The sequence below is a fragment of the Streptosporangium sp. G12 genome (assembly GCF_052983175.1).
Genome location: NZ_JBRIQO010000005.1, coordinates 62,603 through 85,117, shown reverse-complemented (window position 1 = coordinate 85,117; position 22,515 = coordinate 62,603). Strand labels below are relative to the sequence as shown.

18 protein-coding genes are annotated in these 22,515 nt (G+C 71.6%); 7 read left to right on the top strand and 11 right to left on the bottom strand.

Annotated features, from left to right (window positions below):
• Nucleotides 1-9 precede the first annotated feature (9 nt).
• Complete coding sequence (locus ACVCAG_RS09460; RefSeq protein ID WP_447189735.1) at nucleotides 10-171, bottom strand: hypothetical protein; 162 nt, start codon at nucleotides 169-171, stop codon at nucleotides 10-12.
• A 171-nt stretch (nucleotides 172-342) separates the two neighbouring features.
• The gene (locus ACVCAG_RS09455; RefSeq protein ID WP_447189734.1) at nucleotides 343-2,121 is read right to left on the bottom strand and encodes an ABC transporter ATP-binding protein; all 1,779 of its coding nucleotides are present in this window, start codon (nucleotides 2,119-2,121) and stop codon (nucleotides 343-345) included.
• A 78-nt stretch (nucleotides 2,122-2,199) separates the two neighbouring features.
• Between ACVCAG_RS09455 and ACVCAG_RS09450 the strand changes: the two genes are divergently transcribed.
• Nucleotides 2,200-2,622 carry a MarR family transcriptional regulator gene (locus tag ACVCAG_RS09450; protein ID WP_440087657.1) on the top strand — a complete coding sequence of 141 codons (423 nt, stop codon included), beginning with the start codon at nucleotides 2,200-2,202 and terminating at the stop codon, nucleotides 2,620-2,622.
• A 325-nt stretch (nucleotides 2,623-2,947) separates the two neighbouring features.
• On the opposite strand, the gene ACVCAG_RS09445 is transcribed toward ACVCAG_RS09450, so the two are convergent.
• Nucleotides 2,948-4,102: an amidohydrolase family protein gene (locus ACVCAG_RS09445; protein ID WP_447189733.1), complete on the bottom strand. Its 1,155-nt coding sequence runs from the start codon at nucleotides 4,100-4,102 to the stop codon at nucleotides 2,948-2,950.
• A 168-nt stretch (nucleotides 4,103-4,270) separates the two neighbouring features.
• On the opposite strand from ACVCAG_RS09445, the gene ACVCAG_RS09440 reads away from it, so the two are divergent.
• Complete coding sequence (locus ACVCAG_RS09440) at nucleotides 4,271-6,343, top strand: M6 family metalloprotease domain-containing protein (RefSeq protein ID WP_440087702.1); 2,073 nt, start codon at nucleotides 4,271-4,273, stop codon at nucleotides 6,341-6,343.
• Nucleotides 6,344-6,723: 380 nt separating this feature from the next.
• Nucleotides 6,724-9,201: an NB-ARC domain-containing protein gene (locus ACVCAG_RS09435; RefSeq protein WP_447189732.1), complete on the top strand. Its 2,478-nt coding sequence runs from the start codon at nucleotides 6,724-6,726 to the stop codon at nucleotides 9,199-9,201.
• 32 nt (nucleotides 9,202-9,233) lie between these two features.
• Here ACVCAG_RS09435 and ACVCAG_RS09430 read toward each other — a convergent pair whose 3' ends face one another.
• A complete protein-coding gene (locus ACVCAG_RS09430; protein WP_447189731.1) occupies nucleotides 9,234-10,106 on the bottom strand; it encodes a hypothetical protein in 873 nt (290 codons plus the stop codon).
• A gap of 160 nt (nucleotides 10,107-10,266) precedes the next feature.
• On the opposite strand from ACVCAG_RS09430, the gene ACVCAG_RS09425 reads away from it, so the two are divergent.
• Nucleotides 10,267-11,064 (top strand): tyrosine-protein phosphatase, encoded by a 798-nt coding sequence (locus ACVCAG_RS09425; RefSeq protein ID WP_440087653.1) that lies wholly within the window; start codon nucleotides 10,267-10,269, stop codon nucleotides 11,062-11,064.
• A gap of 8 nt (nucleotides 11,065-11,072) precedes the next feature.
• Here ACVCAG_RS09425 and ACVCAG_RS09420 read toward each other — a convergent pair whose 3' ends face one another.
• The 4 genes from ACVCAG_RS09420 to ACVCAG_RS09405 all read right to left on the bottom strand — a co-directional run bounded on the left by ACVCAG_RS09420 (nucleotide 11,073) and on the right by ACVCAG_RS09405 (nucleotide 14,576).
• Entirely contained in the window at nucleotides 11,073-11,417 is a 345-nt protein-coding gene (locus tag ACVCAG_RS09420; protein WP_447189730.1) for a hypothetical protein, read from the bottom strand.
• A gap of 77 nt (nucleotides 11,418-11,494) precedes the next feature.
• Nucleotides 11,495-12,370 carry an IS5 family transposase gene (locus tag ACVCAG_RS09415; protein ID WP_447189729.1) on the bottom strand — a complete coding sequence of 292 codons (876 nt, stop codon included), beginning with the start codon at nucleotides 12,368-12,370 and terminating at the stop codon, nucleotides 11,495-11,497.
• A 157-nt stretch (nucleotides 12,371-12,527) separates the two neighbouring features.
• Complete coding sequence (locus ACVCAG_RS09410) at nucleotides 12,528-13,601, bottom strand: Gfo/Idh/MocA family oxidoreductase (protein WP_447189728.1); 1,074 nt, start codon at nucleotides 13,599-13,601, stop codon at nucleotides 12,528-12,530.
• Between the two features lie 66 nt (nucleotides 13,602-13,667).
• Complete coding sequence (locus tag ACVCAG_RS09405) at nucleotides 13,668-14,576, bottom strand: proteasome assembly chaperone family protein (RefSeq protein WP_440087651.1); 909 nt, start codon at nucleotides 14,574-14,576, stop codon at nucleotides 13,668-13,670.
• A 102-nt stretch (nucleotides 14,577-14,678) separates the two neighbouring features.
• On the opposite strand from ACVCAG_RS09405, the gene ACVCAG_RS09400 reads away from it, so the two are divergent.
• Nucleotides 14,679-15,071, top strand: coding sequence for an ankyrin repeat domain-containing protein (locus ACVCAG_RS09400; protein ID WP_440087650.1), 393 nt, complete (start codon nucleotides 14,679-14,681; stop codon nucleotides 15,069-15,071).
• 71 nt (nucleotides 15,072-15,142) lie between these two features.
• Nucleotides 15,143-16,138 (top strand): 4-epi-cubebol synthase, encoded by a 996-nt coding sequence (locus tag ACVCAG_RS09395; protein ID WP_440087649.1) that lies wholly within the window; start codon nucleotides 15,143-15,145, stop codon nucleotides 16,136-16,138.
• Nucleotides 16,139-16,144: 6 nt separating this feature from the next.
• Here the strand turns inward: ACVCAG_RS09395 and ACVCAG_RS09390 are convergent, their stop codons facing one another.
• On the bottom strand, nucleotides 16,145-18,259 hold the full coding sequence (locus ACVCAG_RS09390; RefSeq protein ID WP_440087648.1) for an ATP-binding protein: 2,115 nt from the start codon (nucleotides 18,257-18,259) through the stop codon (nucleotides 16,145-16,147).
• A 210-nt stretch (nucleotides 18,260-18,469) separates the two neighbouring features.
• On the opposite strand from ACVCAG_RS09390, the gene ACVCAG_RS09385 reads away from it, so the two are divergent.
• Complete coding sequence (locus tag ACVCAG_RS09385) at nucleotides 18,470-18,637, top strand: hypothetical protein (RefSeq protein WP_362682527.1); 168 nt, start codon at nucleotides 18,470-18,472, stop codon at nucleotides 18,635-18,637.
• Nucleotides 18,638-18,709: 72 nt separating this feature from the next.
• Here ACVCAG_RS09385 and ACVCAG_RS09380 read toward each other — a convergent pair whose 3' ends face one another.
• Together ACVCAG_RS09380 and ACVCAG_RS09375 are read right to left on the bottom strand one after the other, a co-directional pair.
• On the bottom strand, nucleotides 18,710-19,663 hold the full coding sequence (locus ACVCAG_RS09380) for an ABC transporter permease subunit (RefSeq protein ID WP_440087647.1): 954 nt from the start codon (nucleotides 19,661-19,663) through the stop codon (nucleotides 18,710-18,712).
• The gene (locus ACVCAG_RS09375; RefSeq protein WP_447189727.1) at nucleotides 19,660-22,398 is read right to left on the bottom strand and encodes a CocE/NonD family hydrolase; all 2,739 of its coding nucleotides are present in this window, start codon (nucleotides 22,396-22,398) and stop codon (nucleotides 19,660-19,662) included. Before ACVCAG_RS09375 ends, ACVCAG_RS09380 begins: the two co-directional genes overlap by 4 nt.
• Nucleotides 22,399-22,515 lie beyond the last annotated feature (117 nt).

The following is a 22,515-nucleotide window of genomic DNA, read 5'->3' as shown; positions in this document are numbered from 1 at the left end:
AGCGCGGTGTCAGGCGCTCTGGCGGTCTTCGCTCCTGCCCGTGCGGATCTGCTGGATCCGCTGCTTGCTCAGCCCCAGCAACTCCCCGATGTCGGGGTCCGACAGGCCGAGCCCTGCCGGCTGGTCGACGCGGGCCCTCGCCGTTCTGGTGTAGTCGTCTCGTTCCACCACGCGCGGCAGACTATATCCCTTGCTTACCAGCGACAATGCCCCTTGTCGCCATGTTCGTTATGGTGTGTCGCCCTTTTACGGCCGGTGATTCTGGGAAACCAGGTCATTTCTGCCGCGAGGCTCCCGTCGAGTTGAGCCGGCAGGCCCATGGACGGTGGAACGTGACCTCGGTCAGGCGGAGGCGAGGGAGCGGTCGCGGTTGACGAGGGCGGCGTAGGGGCCGCCGGCCACGAGGAGCTCGTCGTGGGTGCCGCGTTCGACGACGCGGCCGTGGTCGAGGACCGCGATCTGGTCGGCGTCGCGGATCGTCGACAGGCGGTGGGCGATCGTGATGGTGGTACGGCCGCGCGACAGGGCGTCCAGGGCCTCCTGGACGGCGCGCTCGGTCTGGGTGTCGAGGGCGCTGGTGGCCTCGTCGAGGATGAGCACGGGCGGGTCGCGCAGCAGGGTCCTGGCGATGGCCAGGCGCTGCTTCTCGCCGCCGGAGAAGCGGTAGCCGCGCTCGCCGACCACGGTGTCGTACCCGTCGGGCAGTGACGCGATGTGGTCGTGGATCCGGGCGGCCCGCGCGGCGGCGACGATCTCCTCGTCGGTGGCGGAGGGCTTGGCGAACCGCAGATTGTCGGCGATCGAGGAGTGGAACAGGTAGGTCTCCTGCGAGACGACGCCGACCGTCTCGGCCAGGGCCTCGAAGGTGAGGTCGCGCACGTCCACCCCGTCGATCGTGACCCGGCCGCTCGTCACGTCGTACAGGCGGGGCAGCAGGTAGCTCAGCGTGGTCTTGCCCGAGCCGGTCTCGCCGACCACGGCCAGGGTGGTGCCCGCGGGAACGGTCAGGTCGACGTCCGAGAGGGTCGGGGCCTCGCCGTAGGAGAAGCCGACGTGCTCGAAGCGGATCTCGCCGCGTACGGTCTCCGGCGTGCGGGTGCCGGGGTGGATGTCCACCGGCAGGTCCAGATACTCGAAGATCCGGCCGAACAGCGCCAGGGAGCTCTGCACGTCGACGCCGAGCCGCAGCAGTGACACGGCGGGCCGGAACAGGTTCATCTGGAGCGTGGTGAAGGCGACGACGGTGCCGATGGAGACGGCCGAGGTCAGCCCGGTGGCCCAGTAGATCACCGCGGGCATGGCCGCCATGATGATCTGGATGGTGGACTGCCGCCAGCGCCCGGCCATGCTGGAGCGGACCTCCAGGTCGGCCAGCTCGTCCGAGGCGGTGGAGAACCGGCCGGTGAGCTCGGGGCCGCGGCCCATCGTCCGGCCCAGCAGGATGCCGCTGATCGACAGCGACTCCTGGACCATCGACGACAGGGCGGCCATCTTCTGCTGCCGCTCGGAGGTGATCTTCCTGCGTTCCCGGCCGACCCTGCGGCTGATCGCGACGAAGACGGGGAGCAGCAGCAGCGACACGATGGTCAGCCGCCAGTCCAGCACGAGCATCGCGATGATCGTCGCCACCACGGTGGTCAGGTTGGAGACCATCGAGGCCGCGGTGGAGGTGACCACCAGCTGCATGCCGCCGATGTCGCTGGCGATGCGCGACTGCACCTCGCCGGTCCGGGTGCGGGTGAAGAAGGCCATGGACATGCGCTGCAGGTGGCCGTAGACGCTGGTGCGCAGGTCGTGCATGACGCGCTGGCCGACCCCGGTGGAGATCAGCGTCTGGACGACGTCGAGCACGCTGGTGACGACGGCGACCGCGACCATGCCGAGCGCGAGCAGCGTCAGCAGGCCGGTCCTGCCGTGCGGGATGGCGTCGTCGAGCACCGAGCGGAGCATGAACGGCGAGGCGAGCGAGACGAGCGAGGACAGCCCGATGAGGGCGCCCACGACGGCGAGGCGGCCCCGGTAGGGGCTGAACAGGCCGACGACGCGTCGCAGGGGCGCGCGGGGTTCGTCGTTCATGTCGGGTGTTTCGTGCCGTACGGCACTTCCGGTTTGTTCGGTCATGGAACTCCTTTGTGATGTTTACTCAAACAGAGGTTACCTCACATTCATTCCGGGCGGCACTGGGATAAGTTCGGCGCTGTGGAGACGGAACTGGCCGACCTGGTGCACGGTGTCGGCCATCGACTGCGGCGGGGGTACGGCGAGCGGCTCGGCCCGCTCGGCCTGAGCCCCGGCCAGGCGCGGGCGCTCAGGGTCATCGTCGACTCCGAGCCGCCGCTGAAGATGGTGCAGCTCGCCGAGAGGCTGCGGATCGTGCCGCGCTCGGTGACCCCGGTGGTCGACGCCCTGGAGGAGGCCGGACTGGTCCGCCGCGAGGTCGACCCCGCCAACCGCCGCTCCACCCTGCTCGTGGTCACCGGCGAGGGCCGTGAGCGGTACGAGCGGGTGCGCGAGGCGCGCAGGCGGGTGGCCGAGGAACTGTTCTCGGTGCTCACCGCCGAGCAGCAGGACCGGCTCAGGGAACTGCTGGGCACGGTCGACGCCAGTCCTCCTGGCCACTGACCCACTGACCCACTGACCCGCCGACCGCCCAGGACTCGGGCGGCGGCCCGGTGCCCGGTGCGGGGGCGAACGCCGCAGGCCGTTCGGGGACGGAGCGCGAGGCCGTCGAGGTCCTTCTCCGATTTTCTTGTACGGGGAGAACGGGACCCGTTGAATCAGTCCGATTTCATCACGACGGGTGTTTCCTTAATGATCACCGCATGATATGTGTTTTCCGCCATGTCCCATTGTCTAATCCTCGCGGGAATTCGAAGAGGGGACGCGGCGGATTCGCCGGACGGCGCCGGGCGAATCACGAACCGTGAACGGCGGGGGCGGGCGGCGGTCAGGCCGGACGTCTGCTCTTCGCGTCACCGGTGTTCACGGTGTTCACGGTGTTCACGGCGTCACCGGCGCCACTGGTGTCCGCGGTGTCCGCGGTGTCCCCGGCGTCCCCGGTGTCCCCGGCGTTCGCGGTCTCGTCGAGGCGCCAGCGCGGCCGGCCGCCCACGAACGTGGCCACGCACCGGCCCGGCCCCTCGTGCAGCAGGAGGGTGTAGGCGTCCCGCTCGCCGGCCTCGCCGGCCTCCACGGCGAAGACGGCGAAGTCCGCGCGGCCGCCCCGGTCCAGGGAGCCCAGGCGGCCGGGGCCCTCGGCCATGCCCAGTGCCCGCGCGCCGCCCAGCGTCACCGCCTCGACCAGGAGCCGGTCGTGGCCCGGCGCGTGGGAGAGCGCGCGGGCGACCGACAGCGGGTCGCCGCCTGTACGGGTGCCGACGGCGATCGCGCTCCCGCCGTCGAGGAGACCCTCGGCGGCGAACGGCGACGAGATGGCGATCACCGTGCCGCGGGCTCCGAGGAGCTTGCGGTCGGCCTCGTCCAGCGGGCCGGAGATCGCGACGTGGCAGCCCGCGCCGAGCACTCCCACCTCGTCGAGGAACCCGACCGGGTGGCGACCGGGCTCGGCGTGCAGGCGGAGCCCGAACGTCCGTGACAGGACGGCCAGGTCCTCCATGACGTGAGGGTCGGGGGAGTGGGCGGCGATGCCGATGACGCCCGGGTGGTCGACCTCGCGGATCGCGGTGATCAGCCGGTCGCGCCCCTCGTCCTCCCAGCTCTCCTCGTCCTCGCAGCGGGTCTCCAGGTAGGTCACGCCGCCCAGCCCGGCCTCGCCGAGGGTGGAGGCGGCGTCGAGGTCCGCGGCGACGCCTCCCGCCGCGGTGACGCCGTGCGCGGACGGCGTGGCGGAGGCCCTGTCGAGGCGGAGATGCGCGTCGATCAGCCCCGGCACGATCATGCCCGGCCAGCGGGTCGGGGACAGGAGGGGGTGGGCGGCCTCGATCTCGGCGCGCGGCCCGACCCGGACGATCCGGTCGCCCCTGACGACGATCGCCCCGTCCCTGATGGGAGGGCTCGCGACGGGCAGGACGAGGGGGGCGCAGTGAACGGAGACGATTCCCCGGGGGCGCGTGCCGATGATCCGCCCGGCACGCGTCGACATAGGCACTCCTGTAAGTTCGTCCCCTTTGGAGAGGTTAAGGGGAGTGACGGTAGATCTCAAATGCATCTCCGGCCAAGGACTCCCCACCTTCTGACAGAAGAATGTTGATCTATCTGAAAACGGTCTATACCGTCTTTTAACGTGATAGGACCCCCCAGGTTGCTGAAAGTGTTGCTCGCCGCGATCGTGCTGATCCCCATCGGGCTCACCTCCGTTCCCGCCTCCGCCGACCCCGCCCCCGAGCCCGAACACCCCTGGCGCCTGGACCACTGGCCCCGGACCCAGCCCTGGCAGAAGGACGCCCCCGAGGCCGGGACCGCGCGGCGCGCCGACCCCGGCGGCCCGGCACCGATCGACCCGCAGAACTGGAAGAACCCGGACCACATGACGTGGGCCGACTACCGCAAGCCCCCCGGCACCAACTGGGCCGACCCCGCGGTCAAGGGGTCCAAGCGCACCTTCCGCGGCGCGCTCGTCCTGGCGGACTATCCCAACCAGCCGTTCGTGGTCACCCAGCCCCAGGGCTCGACCGTCTTCAGGAACCCCAGCGCCGAGGCCCACGACATCCCCCGCGACCAGGTCGCCCAGTTCTACAAGGACTTCCTCAACACCCCCAACGAGCTCAACCGGGGCCACACCATCCACGAGTACTGGATGGAGGACTCGGGAGGCCGCTACGGCGTGGAGCTGACCGCGTTCGGCCCGTTCCGGATGCCGGGCAAGTCGCACGAGTACGCCATGGAGTTCCAGGGGGGCACGGCCTGCCCGGCCGGCGACACCTGCACCCGGAACATCAGGACCGACGCGCGGGCGGCGTGGGTCGGCTCCGTCGGCCAGGAGATCCCGGCCGGCTTCGACTTCGTCTTCTACCTGAGCGCGGGCCAGGACGAGTCGGCCACCTGGCAGGAGTTCGGCCCGATCAAGTTCCCGACCAAGGAGGCGGTGACCGACGACTTCGGCCCGCCCGACCCGGCCCTGCCCAACTGGGCCAGGACCCGCTACGTGGAGTGGACGTCCTGGGCCTCGGCCTCGTCCATCTGGCCCAACGCCGGGGGCGGCTCCTCCACCCAGGCCGAGAGCTCCGGGCAGGGCGTCTACGCCCACGAGCTCAGCCACATCCTCGGCATCGGCGACAACTACAACAACCCGTTCGGGGTGCCACCGCGCCGGGCGTACACCGGCATCTGGGAGATGCTCAGCCGGGGCAGCTTCAACGGCCCAGGCGGCCCGCACAGCCGCTGGCTGATCCCGCCCACCTCGGGCGGCTCGATGGGCGCCCAGCACATGCTCCGCAACAAGATCAAGCTGGAGATGGTGGACGAGGCCAACGTGCTGCGCCTGTCCAGGGAGGCGCTGGCCGAGTCGGGGCTCGTCGTGGCCAAGGTGACGGCCCGGGTGGCCCAGCCGGGACCCACCGGCCTGTCGGGGGTCAATATCGCCTTCGGGGACGGCGACCGCGCCCCGGCCTGTGACACGAACACCGACCCGTTCTGCGACGGCGGCGGCTACGACAACTACACCGTCGAGGTCGTGGACAGGATGGGCGCCGACTCCTTCACCCCCGACTCCGGCGTGCTGCTGGCCAAGACCAAGAACGAGGACCGGGCGCCGTTCGAGTGGGTCGTCGACGCCAACCCGCAGGACATCGGCATGACCGACTACGTGCTGCCGGACGGTACCGCCGTGCCCATCACGGTCGGCGACTACCGCCAGCTGTCGGACGCGCTGTTCCACGCGGGCACCGGCTCGGGCTCGGAGTTCGAGTACGTGGACCAGGCCAACCGGCTCCACTTCTACGTCCTCGACCTCAAGCGCGACCGCAAGGGCATCCTGTCGTACACGGTGGCGATCCGCTCCCTGGACGGCGCCGGGCCGAACAAGCGCGGCGTGAAGGTGCTCCCGTCCGTCGGCGTCCCGTCAGGAAAGGACCTGACGTCCTGCCGCTTCCCGCTGTTCAACACCGGCAGGGCCGCGCAGGCGCGGGGGCAGCACCCCGAGGACGTGAGCGCCTATCTCAAGGGTGACGTCTACCGGCTCTCGGCGACCGTCGACGGCCGCGGCTGGACGGCCTCGCTGCCCAACGAGCTCGCGACCGCCGACTCCGGCGAGAACACCGTGGTCACCGTGAACGCCCGGCGCGGGTCGGGAGGCGCCCACCTCGCCAAGGTGACCCTGACCGCCACCTCCGAGAGCGACCCGTCCAAGACCGCCAAGGCGACCTGCCTCGCGCTGGGGCGGTAGGGCGGCGAAAGGCCGGACACGTCACCCGGGCGCCGTGGCAGGGCCCGGGTGACGTGAAGGGCACTTCGCGCGAGGGCGCCCGCGACCCCCGTGAGAGGCGCGCCCGCGCGGAGGACGCCCCGGAAAGAGGCGTCCGGGAGAAGCGGGTCCACCCGCCGGCGGCCGTGGAGGCACGCGGCCACCGGCATTGCATCTGGTTGAATCAATCATGGGAGAACGCGCCGGCCGGGACGGGGACCGCGGCGTGCCGTGGTCTTCGCCGAGGGGTGTGGATGGCCGGGCCGTCGAACGTACCTGACCAGCATGGTTCGAAACCGCCGAAACCGCCGAGACGCAGGATCCCGCTGGCGGCGCCCGCCGCGGCCGGCCTCACCGCGGCCGTGGCCAGTATCCTGGCGACCTCGCTGGACGTGTGGGACCTGCCCACCGAGGCCAAGGTCGGCGTCACCGCGGTCGCCGGTCTCCTGGTCGGCCTGCTCACCTGGGCGACGGCCGGTTCGCGGTCCGGGGAGCGGGACGCCGGTGCCGCCGGGACGCCGTGGCGCCCGCCCGACCAGTGGCCGCCGGTCTCCGCGCACTTCACCGGCCGTACCGAGTCGCTGGCCGAGCTGCGCGAGGTCTTCGCCGAGCGCCGCCGCGCCCGGGACCAGGCGGGGAGCGCCTCGCCGCTGGTCGTCTCGGTGTACGGCAGGGGCGGGGTGGGCAAGTCCATGCTCATCGCGAGGTTCGGGCACGAGATCGCCGGCAGCTTCCCCGACGGGCGTCTCTACGCCGACCTGCGCGGCGAGGTGGAGGCCCCGGTCGTTCCCGAGGAGGTGCTGATCGGCTTCCTGCGCGCGCTCGGCGTGCGGCTCACCACCGACCCGGGCGGCCTGGCCGAGCTGCGCACGCTCTGGCTGACCTGGACCAAGGGCAGGCGCATCCTGATCTGCCTGGACAACGCCCACGACGGCGACCAGGTCAAGGACCTGATCCCGGCCGAGGCCGGCTGCGCGGTGATGGTCACGTCGAGGCAGCCGCTGTTCCTGCTCAACACCTACGACAAGCGGCTGTCGGTGTTCAGCGAGGCGCAGGGCGTCGAGCTGCTGGCGCGGCTGGCCGGGGACGACAGGGTCGCCGCCGACCTGGAGTCGGCCCAGGAGATCGTACGGATGTGCGACCACCTGCCGCTGGCCATCAGCATCTGCGGCGGGCGCCTGGCCACCCGGGAGAACTGGACCCTGCGCCGCCTCGCCGACCGGCTGAGGGACGAGCGCAGCCGCCTCGGCCAGCTGGAGATCGGCCGCAGGCTGGACAAGAGCGTGCGCGCCTCCCTGCAGCTGAGCTACGACGACTGCACCGGGCTCCAGCGCCGCCTGCTGCGGCTGCTCAGCATGGTCAGCGCCCCCGACGTGCCCGGCTGGGTGGCGGGGGAACTGCTCGCCACCTCCGAACCCGAGGGCGCCGACCAGCTGGAGGCGCTCATCGACGCCCAGCTCGCCGAGTGCTCGGGCATCGACCTGTCCGGGGTGATGCGCTACCGGCTGCACGACCTCGTCAAGATCTTCGCCCGCGAGCTGGCACTCTCCGACGACGACGAGAACCACCGCAGGGCGGCCGTCGAGCGGGTCCTGTCCGGCTACCGCCGCCGCGCGGAGGCCGCGGCCGTGGCCCGCTGGCCCCAGGACTGGGGACGCAGGGCCAGGCCCACCGGCGCGGAGCCCGCCCCGGCGGCGACGCGTGAGCAGACCTCGGCGGCCGACTGGCTCAACGCCGAGCGGCTCACCCTGGTCGCCGCGATCGGCCAGGCCAGGAGCATGGAGATGTGGGAGCTGGCCTGGGGGCTCGGCCGGGCCTTCTGCTCGCTCTGCCACTCCCTGCGGGCCTACTGGTCCGACTGGCGGGCGGTCGCCGAGATCCTGTGCGAGGCCGCGGACCACATGGGCGACCCGCGGGCGGTGGGCATCGCGCTGCTGGACCGGTCGGCGGTGGCGGGCGGGCAGGGCGGCCACCGCAGCGCCATGAAGGACGCGGAACGGGCACTGGAGATCTTCATCGACCTCGGCGAGACCTGGTGGGCGGCGCGGGCGATGCGCGCGGTCGGCATGGCCCTGTTCAACGACGGCCACCTCGACCGCGGGCAGGGCCACCTGATCGGCGCCATCACCGCCTTCAAGGGTGAGGACGACCGCTGGTGGGTGGCCAGGACCCAGCGCAACCTCGCCGAACTCCGGCTCGCCCAGCGCAGGCCGAAGGAGGCGCGGGAGCTGCTGGAGGACGCCCTGTCGGTGTTCGAGCGCGACCGCAACCGCTACTCCGAGGCGCAGACGCTGCGCGCGTACGGCGAGGTGCTCGGCGCGACGGCCAGGGAACTGCACGCCGCCGGCGACGTCCGCGCTGCGGGTGAGGACTTCGCGAGGGCCGGGTTCAGCCTGGACCGGGCCGCCGAGATGTTCCGGATGCGGGGGGAGCTGTGGGAGGAGGCCAGGTGCCTGCGCGCGGCCGGGGAGGTCGGCAACCCGGCCAACGCGCTGCGCGAGCTCACCTACGTGCGCCGGGCCACCGAGATGCTCACCGCGCTCGGCGACTCCTGGGGCGTCGCCAGGTCCGAGCTGTCGGCGGGGCGCGCCCACGGGCGGCTCGGCCGCACGCGCGAGGCGCAGGAGTCGCTCCTGCGGGCGGTGCACGACTTCGGGGAGCTGGGCGACCGCTGGTGGATGGCGAGGAGCCTGCGCTACCTGGGGGAGGCCCACCTGGAGGCGGGGGACCGGGAGGCCTCGGTCTCCGTCCTGCGGCAGGCCCGGAGTATCTACCGCAGCCTCGGCAACCAGGCGGGGATGGACAGCACCCTGGAACTCCTGCGCCGCGCGGACGGCTGAGGCGTACGCGGGGCCGGGCGGGGCCGGGGGCGTCAGGACTCGGCGGCCGTCAGCAGGTGCCGGGCGGCGTCGCGCGCCTCGTCGATGCTCTCGTGGAACAGCTTCCTGACCTGCTGGGCCTGCTCGGTCAGGTGTTCCAGCCCGGGGAGGGCGAGCGCGTCCTCCGCGGTCTCCGCGATCAGCGCCTCGTACTGCGGGGTCCGCTCGGCGAGCACCTGGAGCTGCCGGTAGGCGCGGTAGACGCCGTCGGCCTTGCGGACCTGCCTGGCGTACTCCTCCAGCGCGCGGACCCGCCTGGTCAGTGAGATCTCGGCGATCTCCAGGGCCTTGACGTAGGGGGTGAAGGCCTCGGCCACCTCGGGCGGGGGCGCGCCCGGTACGAGCCGGTCGTGCTCGGCCTTCATGTCCGACAGCCGCACCAGTTTCCTGGCGATCTGCCAGGTCTGGTCGGGCAGGGTCACCGCGTTGTCGATCGTGTCGAGCAGGCGGGCTCGGTTGATCTCGGAGTTGAGGACCGTCTCGGTGGCGTCCTGCGTGCGGCGCAGCAGGTCACCGCAGTCGCCGTCGAGGTCCTCCGGCAGGATGAACCGGTCCTTGTGCTCCATGGCCACCCGGACGCGCCGCCGCTCCCGCCGGTTCTCGGGGTCGTCGCTCAGGCCGCGCAGCGCGGAGAAGGAGATCAGGACGAGGGCGGCGATGAAGCCTCCCGTGGCGCTCAGGCTCGCCATGAGCAGCAGGAGCCCGGCGATCGCGATGAGTTTGACGGGGTCGGGCCCGCCGCGGCGGGGGACCCGTCCCAGCCGGGCCGCGCGAAGTGCCTGCGGGCTGGCGCGTAAGACAGAGGAGACCGGGTCGGGCAGGGCCGGATCGATCAGCAGGTGCGGGGGGCGTCTCCTCGGATCCACGCGACCTCCTCGTGGCGGGGTACAGGCGGGTCCTTCCACTGTCCCTCATAGATAGAGATATGGCGCATTTACGGATGGCATATGAGGACATCGGTAATTACGGAAACCGGCGCCGGGTGTTAACTGCCCGGGCGTAAAGCGACGTATAAACTCGAAGGCGATGAACGACTTGACGCGTTGGATCGATCTTGAAGGTGCCGCCAACGTCCGCGACCTCGGCGGGCTCGCCACGGTGGACGGCGGGACCACACGCTTCGGCCGGATCTACCGGTCGGACAACCTGCAGGGGCTGACCGGGCGGGACGTCCGGCAACTCGTCACCGACCTGAAACTCCGCAACGTCGTCGACCTGCGCTCGGGCGCCGAGGTGCGCCTGGAGGGACCGGGACCGCTCACCGAGGTGCCGGAGGTGAACATCCACCACCACACCCTGTTCGCCGAGGGCGGCGTGTACACCGACGTCGAAGCCGACACCATCGAGGGCGACAAGGTGCTGCCCTGGACCGAGCGGGACGAGGAGGATCTCGCCGAACTCCGGGTGACCGGGTTCTACTACGGCTACCTCCGCGACCGCCCCGACTCGGTGCTGGCCGCGCTGCGCGCCATGACCCGCGACGAGGGGGCCGCCCTTGTCCACTGCGCCGCGGGCAAGGACCGCACCGGTGTCCTCTGCGCCCTCGCGCTCGAGGTCGCCGGCGCCACCCGCGAGGCGATCGTCGACGACTACGTCGCCACGGCCGACCGCATCGAGGGCATTCTGGTGCGGCTGCGCTCCAGCAACACCTACCGCACCGACCTCGACACCCGCCCGGCCGACGACCACCGCCCGAGGCCGGAGTACATGGAGCAGTTCCTGAGCGTCCTCGACGACCGGTTCGGCGGCCCGCTGGAGTGGCTCGCCTCGCACGGCTGGACCGAGGCCGACTCGCGGACCCTCCGCGCCCGCCTGCGCGACTAGGGTCTGTTTCAGAAGTCGGCTGAGGGCTGGTTTCGGTTGAGAGCTCTGTGTGCTCGGGCGGTTGCAGCGGTCCAGCAGGTCACGTCGTTGGCGATGCGGCTGGGGTCGGTCTCGACGCTGAGGTGGTGACGGCTACGGACGGCATCGCGGTATTCGACCTCGTAGGTGCTGTTATCAAGGCGGGAGACCGAGGCGAACCAGAGCGGGTCGTCCTCGTCGGGCTCAACGATGACGAAGGTGTTGTCGGGCGCGGACAACTCAAGGATCATCTCGTGCAGAGCGTCCTCGGACGGTTCCACGATGAGTTCGCCGCCCTCGGTCTCGGCTTTCAGCTGGATGTCGTCGCTCTTCATCGCTTCGTCCTTTCTGTCGCATCCTGCGCCTGCCGCAACGGCCGGTTTTAGGATCCCAGCCTGGGTCGTGGGCGTGGTCACAGCCACTCACCGATCACGGCGACCTGGACGGTGGCCTCGAAGCGGACGGCGAGCTTGTCATAGCGGGTGGCCACCGCCCGGTGGCGCTTAAGCCGGTTGATGCCGCACTCCGCCGCGTGCCTGGCCTTGTAGTCCTCGGCGTCGAAGGCGGGCGGGCGGCCACCGGCCGAGCCGCGCTTTTTGCGGTGAGCGATCTGGTCGGCGGGCTCAGGGATGGTGGCACGGATCCCGCGGCGGCGCAGGTAGGCGCGGTTGGCCCGGGAGGAGTAGGCCTTGTCGCCGCGCACCCGCTCGGGTCGGCTGCGGGGCCGGCCCGGACCCAGCCGGGCCACCTTGATCGCCTCCAGTACCGCCGCGAACTGCGGAGAGTCTCCACGCTGACCAGCGGTAAGGAGGATGGACAACGGCTTTTGCCGCTGCTCGCAGGCCAGGTGGATCTTCGTGGTGAACCCACCGCGAGAACGACCGAGCGCGTGATCAGCAGGCTCCGGCCCGCCGATACCGCCCGGTGGCTGTCGTTGCGCGTTGCCATCGCGGCGGGCGCCGGCCGCGTGCTGATGCGCGCGGCAGACGGTGGAATCCACGTTGACCTGCCAGCAGATCAACCCTGCGACATCCGCCCTGGCCTGCAGCCTGGACAGGATCTGCTCCCAGACTCCTTCGCGCTGCCAGCGGCGAAACAAGCCATAGACGGTCTGCCAGGGCCCGTAAACAGCGGGCATGTCCCGCCATGGGGCGCCGGTCCGCACCCGCCACCTGATCCCGTTGATGAGCTGGCGTTTCGGCCATACAACCGGGCGACCACGCTTGGCCGTGCCCGGCAGCACCGGCTCCAACACCTGCCATTGCTCATCGGTCAGATCCCCACGCACGCAGCGATCATCTCGACGAGAAGTAACACAAAGATCAACTTATGAAACAGGTCCTAGCGGTTCTCCAGGACGAGCTCGCCCGCGCGTGGCGGTTCTCCGGCAGGACGGGCCCGCCCGTGCGAACCAGGGGTTCTCCGGGACGAGCCCGTCCGCTCGGCTAGCGGTTCTCCAGGACGACGACCCGGCGCTCCGCGGCCGAGCGCCGGGCGGCCTCCAGCACGGTGAGAGCCTCGACGACCTCCCCGGGGGCGACCGGCGGCGGGGCGCCCTCGCGCAGGCACGCCAGCACGGCCCGGTAGAAGCCGGCGTAGGCGCCGGGCTCCGTGGGGACGGCACGTACATCGCCACCGGGGCCACCGGAACCCGCGCCGCCGTCCGCGCCGAGGGTGCCCCACCGCTCGGCCGGCTCCTCGCCGAAGCCGGGGGAGGCGGGGGTCAGACCGGCGCGCAGCTGCTCCTCCTGCACGTCCAGGCCGTACTTCAGGTAGCCCGCCCGCGAGCCGAGCACCCGGAAGCGGGGTCCCAGCCGGGGAGTGACCGCGCTGACCCACAGGTGCGAGCGGGCCCCGCTCGCGTGGGAGACGGCGATGAAGGTGTCGTCGTCGGCGTTCACCCCGGAGCGGCGCACGTCCGACTCGGCGTAGACGTCGACGGCCGGGCCGAGCAGCCGCAGGGCCTGGTCGACCAGGTGGCTGCCGAGGTCGTACAGCAGCCCGGCGACCTCCTCGGTCCCGCCCGTCTCGCGCCAGCCGCCCTTCGGCACCGGCCGCCAGCGCTCGAACCGCGACTCGAACCGGGTGACCTCGCCCAGCTCGCCCGCCGCGACCAGGCGTCCGAGCGTGAGGAAGTCGCCGTCCCAGCGCCGGTTCTGGAACACGGTCAGCATCAGGCCCAGATCGCGCGCCAGCTCCGCCAGGGCACGCGCCTCCGCGGCGGTCGCGGCCAGCGGCTTGTCCACCACCACCGGCAGGCCCGCCTTCAGCGCGGCCTCCGCCAGCGGGACGTGCGTGCGGTTGGGGGAGGCGATCACGACCAGGTCGACGGAGTCCCACAGCTCGGCCGCGTCCCGGACCGCTCGCGCGCCGTACTTCCCCGAAACCTCGGCGGCCCGCTCCGGGTCACCGGTGACGACCGCGGACAGTCTCAGGCCGGGCGTCGCGGAGATCAGCGGGGCGTGGAAGAACGCCCCGGCCACCCCGTACCCGACGAGGCCCACGCGCAGATCGGTCATCGCGCGGCCGAGGAGCCGACGGTCAGGGTCTCGTACGGGCGCCCGGTCCCGTCCCCGGCGTGGAGGTCAGTCACCGCGCTGCTCGTCACGTTCGGCCAGGAACGCCTCGAACTGGGCGGCGAGCTCGTCGCCGGTCGGCATCTCCGAGGACTCGGCCATCAGGCTCTCGCGCTCGGAGCCCGCCGCGAACGCGTCGTACTGCTGCTCCAGGCCGGTGATGGCGGTGGACAGCTCCTGGGAGGCCTGGATCTGCTCGGCGATCTCGGCGTCGGTCTTCTCCGCGGCCTCGCGCAGGCCCTCCAGCGGGAACACCAGCCCGGTGCTCCTGGTGACCGCCTCCAGCGCGGTCACCGCGGCCGACGGGTATTCGGCCTGGGCCAGGTAGTGCGGCACGTGCACGGCGTAGCCGAGGGCGTCGTGCCCCTTGGCGCCGAGCCGGAACTCGATCAGCGAGGCCACGCTGCCGGGCACCTGGACCTTGCCGAAGGCGCTGGTCTGGCCGGTGACCAGCTCGGGGCGGCTGGCGTGGCCGGTGACGCCCAGCGGGCGGGTGTGCGGGACGGCCATCGGGATGCCGTGGATGGTCACCAGCCTGCCGACGTTCAGCCGGGTGACCAGCGTGCCGACGGCGGCGGTGAACAGCTCCCACTCCCGGTCCGGCTCGGGGCCGCTGAGCAGCAGGAACGGGGTTCCGGTGGTGTCGTGCAGGAGGTGCAGCGACAGCTCGGGGCTCTCCAGGTCCACCCAGTGGTCGGTGTCGAAGGTCATGGTGGGCCGCCGGGAGCGGTAGTCCAGCAGACGGTCCACGTCAAAGGTCGCGACGACCCGGTGCTCCAGCTCGTCGAGCAAGTGGGTGATGGCGAGCCGCCCGGCGCCGCCCGCGTCCACGAACCCGTCGAAGTGGTAGAGCAGCACCGGATCGGTCAGCTCAGGGACGTCTCCGCTGAGCCGGTAGAGATCCGTCGGGTCGAACACCGTTTTCCAGCCTTTCGTCGGTCGTCTCTTCAGCTCAACCCGCGGGGGGTCCGCTGAATTCCGCCTACCCTCGGCGATCACACGGCACCCTACCGGGGCACAATGGGTCACATGCAGTCTGACCCTGAGCTGGAGGAGTTCGCGACCCGTCTGTTCAACCTGGCGAGGACCGGCGAGACGGAGCGACTCCGAGCCTACGTCGGAGCAGGGGTTCCGGTCGATCTCACCAACGACAGGGGCGACACCCTGCTGATGCTCGCCGCCTACCACGGCCACGCGGAAACGGTCCGGGCACTGACCGAGCTGGGCGCCGACCCCGGCAGGGCCAACGACCGCGGGCAGACGCCGCTGGCGGGCGCGGTCTTCAAGAAGGAACCCGACGTGATCAGGGCACTTCTGGAGGCCGGGGCCGATCCGCACGCCGGAACCCCCTCGGCGGCGGACGCGGCCCGCATGTTCGGCCAGCATGAATACCTGGAATGGTTCGCGCGATAACTCAGAAACCACGATATCCAGGTGTTTCCTGACGTATAGGAAAACGGGCCACCTTCAGCCATCCTGGGGGAGTGGGAACTACTACTAAGCGTAGGTCAGGCCTATCTCTCCGCATCCCCCCGTTACCCTGTCCCTTCCCCAGTGAGGTCAACCCCCATGTCGAGAGGGTCAACGCCGAGACCCTCGACTGGCTCGTCGACAGGGGCATCCTGGAGGACGCCGAGACCGTCGAGCGCTACCGTCAAGCCAAGTACGGCTGGCTGGGAGCCCGCACGTACCCCTATGCCGAACACCACACGCTCCGCCTGGCGACCGACTGGTGCGTGTGGCTGTTCGCCTTCGACGACGCCTTCTGCGAGTCGGGCCGCGGCGCCGGTGAGATAACCCGCGCCCTGCCCCGGCTCTTCACCGTCCTCGACGACCTGGAGGCAGGCCAGGAGGTCGACGACGTCTTCGCCGGGGCGCTCCTGGAGATCAAGACCAGGATCTCCACGTACGGCGACGACGACCAGCTCGACCGCTGGCGCGCCGTCACCAAGGACTACCTCTTCGCCCAGGTGTGGGAGGCCGCCAATCGCGAGGCCGACGTCGTGCCGAAGGTGGACGACTACATCTTCATGCGGCGCCGCACCGGCGCCATGCTCACCGTCTTCGCCCTCATCGACCTCGCCAGCGGATGCAGCCTCACCCCCGAGGAGTGGCGCCACCCCGACGTCAAGGCGATCACCGAGAGCGCCAACGACGTCGTCGTCTGGGACAACGACCTCATCTCGTACGCCAAGGAGAGCGACGGCGCCAACTCCCGCAACAACCTGGTGAGCGTGCTCGCCAGGCACCGGGGCTACTCGCGGCAGCAGGCCATGGAGGCGATCGGCGCCATGCGCAACCGGGCCATCGCCGACATGGTGGCGCTGCGCCCCTCGCTGGAGGCGCTCGGCTCCGAGGCGGTGCTCGCCTACGTGCGCGGCCTGGAGTTCTGGATCAGCGGCAGCGTCGACTACTCGCTGACCAGCTCCCGCTACACGGGCGCCTGGCAGCAGGAGGCGCCGAAGCCCCCCGCGGGATGAACGAACTCAACCCCGGAGGACCTGGCCGTCCTCGTGGTCTCCGAGCGCGAGGACGATCAGCTCCTCCAGGTTCAGCTTCCTGCCCTGGGCGAAGGCCTTCTCGTGAGCCTCCTCGCCGAGGACGCGCTTGCACTCCTTGACGCAGCGGTCGTGCTCGGAGTTGAAGAACGGGGAGCCCAGCTGCGGCATCCCGAAGGTCCGCCAGTTGGCCTGGCCGCCGCCCATCAGCCGGGCGGCGAGCGCCGCCTGGCCGTCCTCCAGCGCCTGCTTGGCCACCACCTCGATCGCCAGGCCGATCCCGAGCACGTCGTGGAAGTAGCGCTTGAGCCGGAGCGCCTCGCGCGCGTTCGACATGGCCTCGGGGGAGCGGCCCATCGCCTGGTACACGCTGGCGAGCGCGTAGATGGCGTACGAGCGCAACCACAGCTCGCCGCGCTGGGTGCAGACCGCGATGCAGTCGCGCAGCAGCACCTCGGCCTCGGCCGGCTCGTTCTGGATGAGCAGCACCATGGACAGCTCGACGATCGAGGGCAGCAGGCCCGGGTTGAGCTCGCGCCCGCTCTTGTGGAACTCGATCGCCACGCCCAGCAGCGCGCTCGCCTTCTGCAGGTCGTTCTGCAGGAACGCGGCCGTGCCGAGCATCTTGGTGGCCAGGATGACCGCGCCCGAGTCGCCGACCCTGACGGCGTCGGAGCTGCACTGCTCCGCCGCCTCGATGGCGCCGGTGATGTTTCCCTGCGCGCTGTTGATGTAGGACAGCACCCACAGGGCCTTGCACCGGTCGGGGCTCGGCTGGCGCGCCAGCTCCAGGGTCTTCTCCAGGTAGAGCCTGCCCTCGCGGGCCAGCCCGCAGGCCACCCACATGAACCACAGGGAGGACAGGAGCTTCAGCCCCGCCTGCACCTCGCCGGGGGTGCGCAGGCAGTGGTCGAGCGCGACGCGGATGTTGTCGTGCTCGTGGCGCATCCTGACGTACCAGTAGACCTGCCGGGCGCCCGACCAGGCTTCCTCGCTCCGCTTGGCCAGCTGCAGGTAGTAGTCGCGGTGCTTCTGCCTGATCGCGGCCGTCTCGCCGAGCTTGTCCAGCCACTCCTCGCCGTACTGCCGCAGGGTGTCGATCAGCCGGTAGCGGTGCCCCGAGGGCGTGCCGTCGCTCAGCAGGATCGACTTCTCCACCAGGCTGGAGATGAGCTCCATGATGTCCTCGGACGGGAGGTTGTCGCCCGAGCAGACGTAGCGGGCGGCGTCGAGCTCGAAGTCTCCGGCGAAGACCGACAGCCGCGCCCACAGCAGCCGCTCGGCCGGCTCGCACAGCTCGTGGCTCCAGCCGATCGCGGCCCGCAGCGTCTGGTGCCTGGGCAGCGCCGTGCGGCTGGCCCCCGCGAGCAGGCTGAACCGGTCGGCCAGCAGGCCGAGGATCTGCTCCACCGACAGGGCGCGCATCCGGACCGCGGCCAGCTCGATGGCGAGCGGGATGCCGTCGAGGCGGCGGCAGAGCTCGGCCACCGGGCCGACGTTGTACTCGTCCAGCATGAAGTTGGGCACCACCGCGCTGGCCCGCGCGACGAAGAGCTGCACCGCCTCGTTGGTGAAGACGTCCTCGCCCGGGGAGTCGCCGGGAACGGCCAGCGGCGGGATGGTGACCGTGTGCTCGCCCCTGGCGTTCAGCGACTGGCGGCTGGTCGCCAGGATGGTCAGCCCCGCGGCGTTGCCGAGCAGGTCCTCGAAGAGGGCGGCGCACGCGTCGACCAGGTGCTCGCAGGTGTCGATGATCAGGAGGATCTCGCGGTCGCCCAGCCACTCGACCAGCGTCTCGTCCGCCGAGCGGGCGGACTGGTCGGCGATCCCGAGGGCCGAGGTGATCGTGTGGCGGACCATGCCCGAGTCCTGGAGGCGGGCCAGGTCGGCGAACCAGACGCCGTCCTTGAAGTCGCCCCGCATCTGGTGCGCGATCCGCAGGGCGGTGCGGGACTTGCCGACGCCCCCGATGCCGGTCACCGTGACCAGGCGGTGCTCGCCCAGCCGCTGCCGGAGTGTGGTGAGCAACCTGGTGCGCCCCACGAAGCTGGTCAGCTCGTTGGGCAGATTGCCGTCTCGCCGCCATCCTGCTGGCGTTGTCATGGCGCCTCACGGGGGGATAGCCGGAACCTGCCACCGCATCGTACCGTCTGGGCTCCCGCCTGTCCCCGGCGTCGCGGGGTACGGGGCCGGGCTTTCAGGACGGCCGGGGAGGAAACGGATCCTCTCGGGGCCGGGCTTTCTCCGAGGGCGAAGGGCGACCTTTCCGCGAGAGGGAGGGCGCGGGCGGCGCGGGTGGCTAGCATGGAGCGCGTGACAGTGCGCGAACCCGATGACCTGCGTCCCGTCGATCTCGCCGACGACGGGCTGCCGATCCTGCCCGACCAGACCGCCGACGACACCGATCTCGGCTGGAGCGAGTGGCGCGAGGCCGACGACGACGCCCGACTGATCGAGGACCGCCCTCCCCACTGGGGATGATCCCGCGGGCGGGGTCCCGCCGTGGGAACCCCGCCGTGAGCCGCTCCGCCGGGAGCGGCGCCGGGAGACGGGCTAGGAGACGACGTCCTTGACGCGGAAGCGGCGGAAGGCGAACGCGATCAGGATCGCCGAGTAGGTCACGGAGACGGCCACCCCCTTGAGCATGCCGTCGTACTCCGGCTGCGGGGCCAGGGCGTCCAGCCACGCGGTGTTCCAGAACGTCGGCAGAAACTCCCTGAGCCGGCCGAGCGCCTCGACCGCCTGCAGGATGTTGCTGACGATCACCAGGCCGACCGCCCCGCCGACCGCTCCCAGCGGGGAGTCGGTGCTGACGGAGAGCAGGAAGGCCAGGGCCGCGACCACGAACTGGCTGACCAGGGCGTAGCCGATCACCACCCCGAACCGGGGCAGCACGTCCAGGGCGGCGATCGTCTCACCGGTCCCCGGCACCCGGACGTCGTTCCACCCGAAGGCGAGGGTCCCGGCCAGCAGGGCCATCACCGGCAGGCAGATCACCGCCGCCGCCGAGTAGCCCATCGCGACGACCAGCTTCTGCCGCAGCAGGCGGTCGCGCGGGATCGGGGCGGCCAGCAGGTAACGCAGCGACGACCAGCTGGCCTCGCTGGCCACGGTGTCGCCGCAGAACAGCGCCACCGCGACGACCAGCAGGAAGCTCGCCGACACCGACAGGGCGAAGGCCGCGAAGTTCAGCCCGCCCTCGGTGGCCAGGTCGGAGATGCGCAGCGTGGTGGTGGGCTGCCCGGACCCGGCGCCGACCTTGAAGGCGATCACCAGGATCCACGGCAGCGCGAGCAGCAGGCCGAACATCACCAGCGTGCGGCGCCGCTTGAACTGCCGGACGATCTCCACGGCGAGCGGCAGCGTGCGCCCCGGCGCGTATCCGCGCGCCGAACCGTTCTCCGCGACGCCGTTCTCCGGGGCGCCGTTTCGCGCGGCGCCGTTTCGCGCGGGGCCGTCGCCCGTCGCGCCGGTCATGGTGCCACGGGCACCGTCGGTGTCGCTCACGCCTTCTCTCCGATCAGGTCCAGGAAGACGTCTTCCAGGCGGGTGCCGGAGCCGTTGACCGGGGTGCGGCTGCTCAGCAGCTCGGCCACGGTCCCGGCCGTGACGAGGCGCCCGCGGTGCATGACCACCACGTGACTGCAGGTCTGTTCCACCTCGGCGAGCAGGTGGCTGGAGACGATGACCGTGCGGCCCCCTCTGGCGTAGCGGATCAGGACCTCGCGCATCTCGCGGATCTGGGGCGGGTCGAGACCGTTGGTGGGTTCGTCCAGGACGAGCAGGTCGGGCAGGCCGAGCATGGCCTGCGCGATGGCCAGGCGCTGGCGCATGCCCTGCGAGTAGGTGCGGACGGCGCGGTCCAGGGCCTTGCCGAGGTCGGCGATCTCCAGGGCCTCGGCGAACCTGGCGTCCTCGGCGGGCCGGCCGGTCGCCTTCCAGTACAGCTCCAGGTTGTCGCGGCCGTTGAGGTGCGGCAGGAAACCCGGGCCCTCGACGAACGAGCCGAGCCTGGACAGGACCGGGGCGCCGGGCACCACCCGGTGCCCGAAGATCCGCACCTCGCCGCCGTCGGGTTTGATCAGGCCCATCAGCATGCGCAGGGTGGTGGTCTTGCCGGCCCCGTTGGGGCCGAGCAGGCCGAGCACCTGGCCGTGCTCGACGGTGAACGACAGGTCGTTCACCGCGAGCTCGCCGTTCCGGTACGCCTTGGTCAGGCCGTGGATCCGCAGCGGCACGGAGTCCAGCTCCGGGTCGTGCTCGTCGGCGGCGCGGCGGCGCCCGGCGAGCAGCAGGGCCGCCGCGAGGGCGAGGGAGAGCAGCGGCAGCGCCCAGATCCACCAGGCGGGGCCGGTCGAGGGGGTGCGCAGGGTGGCGTGGGTGGGGACGGTCACGGCCGGTGAGGCCAGGGCGACCTTGTAGACGGCCGGGGGCGCGGGGGTGCTGTAGCCGAGGTCGGTGGTGGTGAACGCGACGCGCAGCCGGTGCCCGGCCTCGAACCTGTGGTCGATGGCCGGCAGGGTCACGGTGGCCTCGCCGGAGCCGCCTTCGGGGATCGCGATCCTGACCGGGGCGACGAGCCCTTCGGGCAGGATCGGTGCCTGCGTCGCACCCGCGACGTCGTAGAGCTTGGCGAACAGCGTCACCTCGCCCGCCGCGCGCGTCCCGCCGCCTCCGGCCCGCGCCTCGGCGGCCCCCGCTTCCGCCTCGCCGGTGTCCGGGCCGCTCCCCGCGGCGTCACCCGCCGCGGGGGCGGACGGTTCGGGCGTCACCCGCACCCGTACGGTCGAGCTGCCGGTGACCTGGAGCGGGGCGGCCAGCGGAGCGGAGTCGAAGGTGGCGCTCTGGCCCGCCATGTCGATCGACAGGTTCGCGGTGGCACCTCCGCCGAGACCGCCGAAGCCGGGGACCGCGGAGATCGAGGCGGGGGATCCGCCGGGCGGGTTGGCCACCTGCTGGTCGGGCCCGCTGAGCGGTACGGAGGTCTGGCCGGTGCCGGACAGTCCCGGATAGCCGTCGGCGACGGCGTGCAGCTGGACCGGGCGCCGGGTGCCGGGGTCGCGTCCGCCGTCGCGGGTGACGGTGAAGGCGCCGCCCGCCTGGCCGGCCCCTCCGTCCTCCTTCAGGTGGCGGTCGAACCAGCCGAGCGTCCTGTCGTGCAGCCAGTCGACCTCGCCGTTGCCGCCGTCGTGGCCGCCGTCGAACCAGGCGACCTCCACCGGGGCGCCGGTGGCGGCGATCGCCCTGGCGTTGGCGTCCGCCTGGCCCAGGGTGAACAGCGAGTCGCGCTGTCCCTGCAGCAGCAGCGTCGGAACCTTGATCCTGCCGGGCACCGAGATCGGGCTGGACCTGCGCAGCGTCGCCACCGCGTCCGCCGTCGCCCGGCCGCTCTCCGCCACCTTCTGGTACATGTCACAGATCTCCGGCAGGAACCGGCCGCACCGGACCTCCTCCGCGGTGAGCGGCCGGGGCGGCGCGGACGGAGCCCCGGCCCCGTCCTCCCCGTCCTCCCCGTCCTCCCCGTCCGCCTCACGGCCCGCGCCGCTCCCGCCGCCGAGGGCGGCCAGCCCGGCCGCGCCCGGCGCGGGACCGCCGCGGCTGAAGAACAGCCCGGCCCACATGCGCTTGAACACCCCGCTCTCCGGGCCCTGCCCGGTGGCGTTCGGGAACAGCGCGTCGGCCAGGTCGTACCAGGTGATCTGCGGGACGATCGCGTCGATCCTGGGGTCGTGGGCGGCGGCCATCAGCGCGATGGCCCCGCCGTAGGAGCCGCCCGCGACGCCCACCCGCGGGTCGCCCGCCGCGTCGAGCCGGACCTCGGGCCGCCTGGCGACCCAGTCGACCAGCTGGCGCACGTCCTTGACCTCGTAGTCGGGGGAGTTCAGCGCGATCTGCCCCGAGGAGCGGCCGAAGCCCCGCGCGGACCAGGTCAGCACGGCGTAGCCGTCCCGCGCCAGCCGTACGGCGGCGTCCCTGACGCTCTGCTTGCTGCCGCCGAAGCCGTGCGCGAGCAGCACGGCCGGAGCCCTGCCGCCTCCGGCCGGAGGGAAGAAGCTCGTGTCCAGCGTGACCCGCTGGTCGTCGCCCGGCCCGTCGACCACCGTGATCATCTGGTTCCGGGCCCGTACGTCCGGTTCGGACGGCCACACCAGCCAGACCGCGACACCGGCGACCAGCACGGCGATCACGGCGACCACGGTGATTCCCGGGCCCCGGACGGCCCGTTTTCCCCCACGTTGCATGACGAGAGCCTACTGATCGGAGCTGAGAGCCTCCTGAGACCGCTCTCAGGAGCGTTCCCGCCGGTCAGGCACGGGCGAACCGCCGGCGGGCCGCCGCGGCCGGCGGCGGAACCGAAC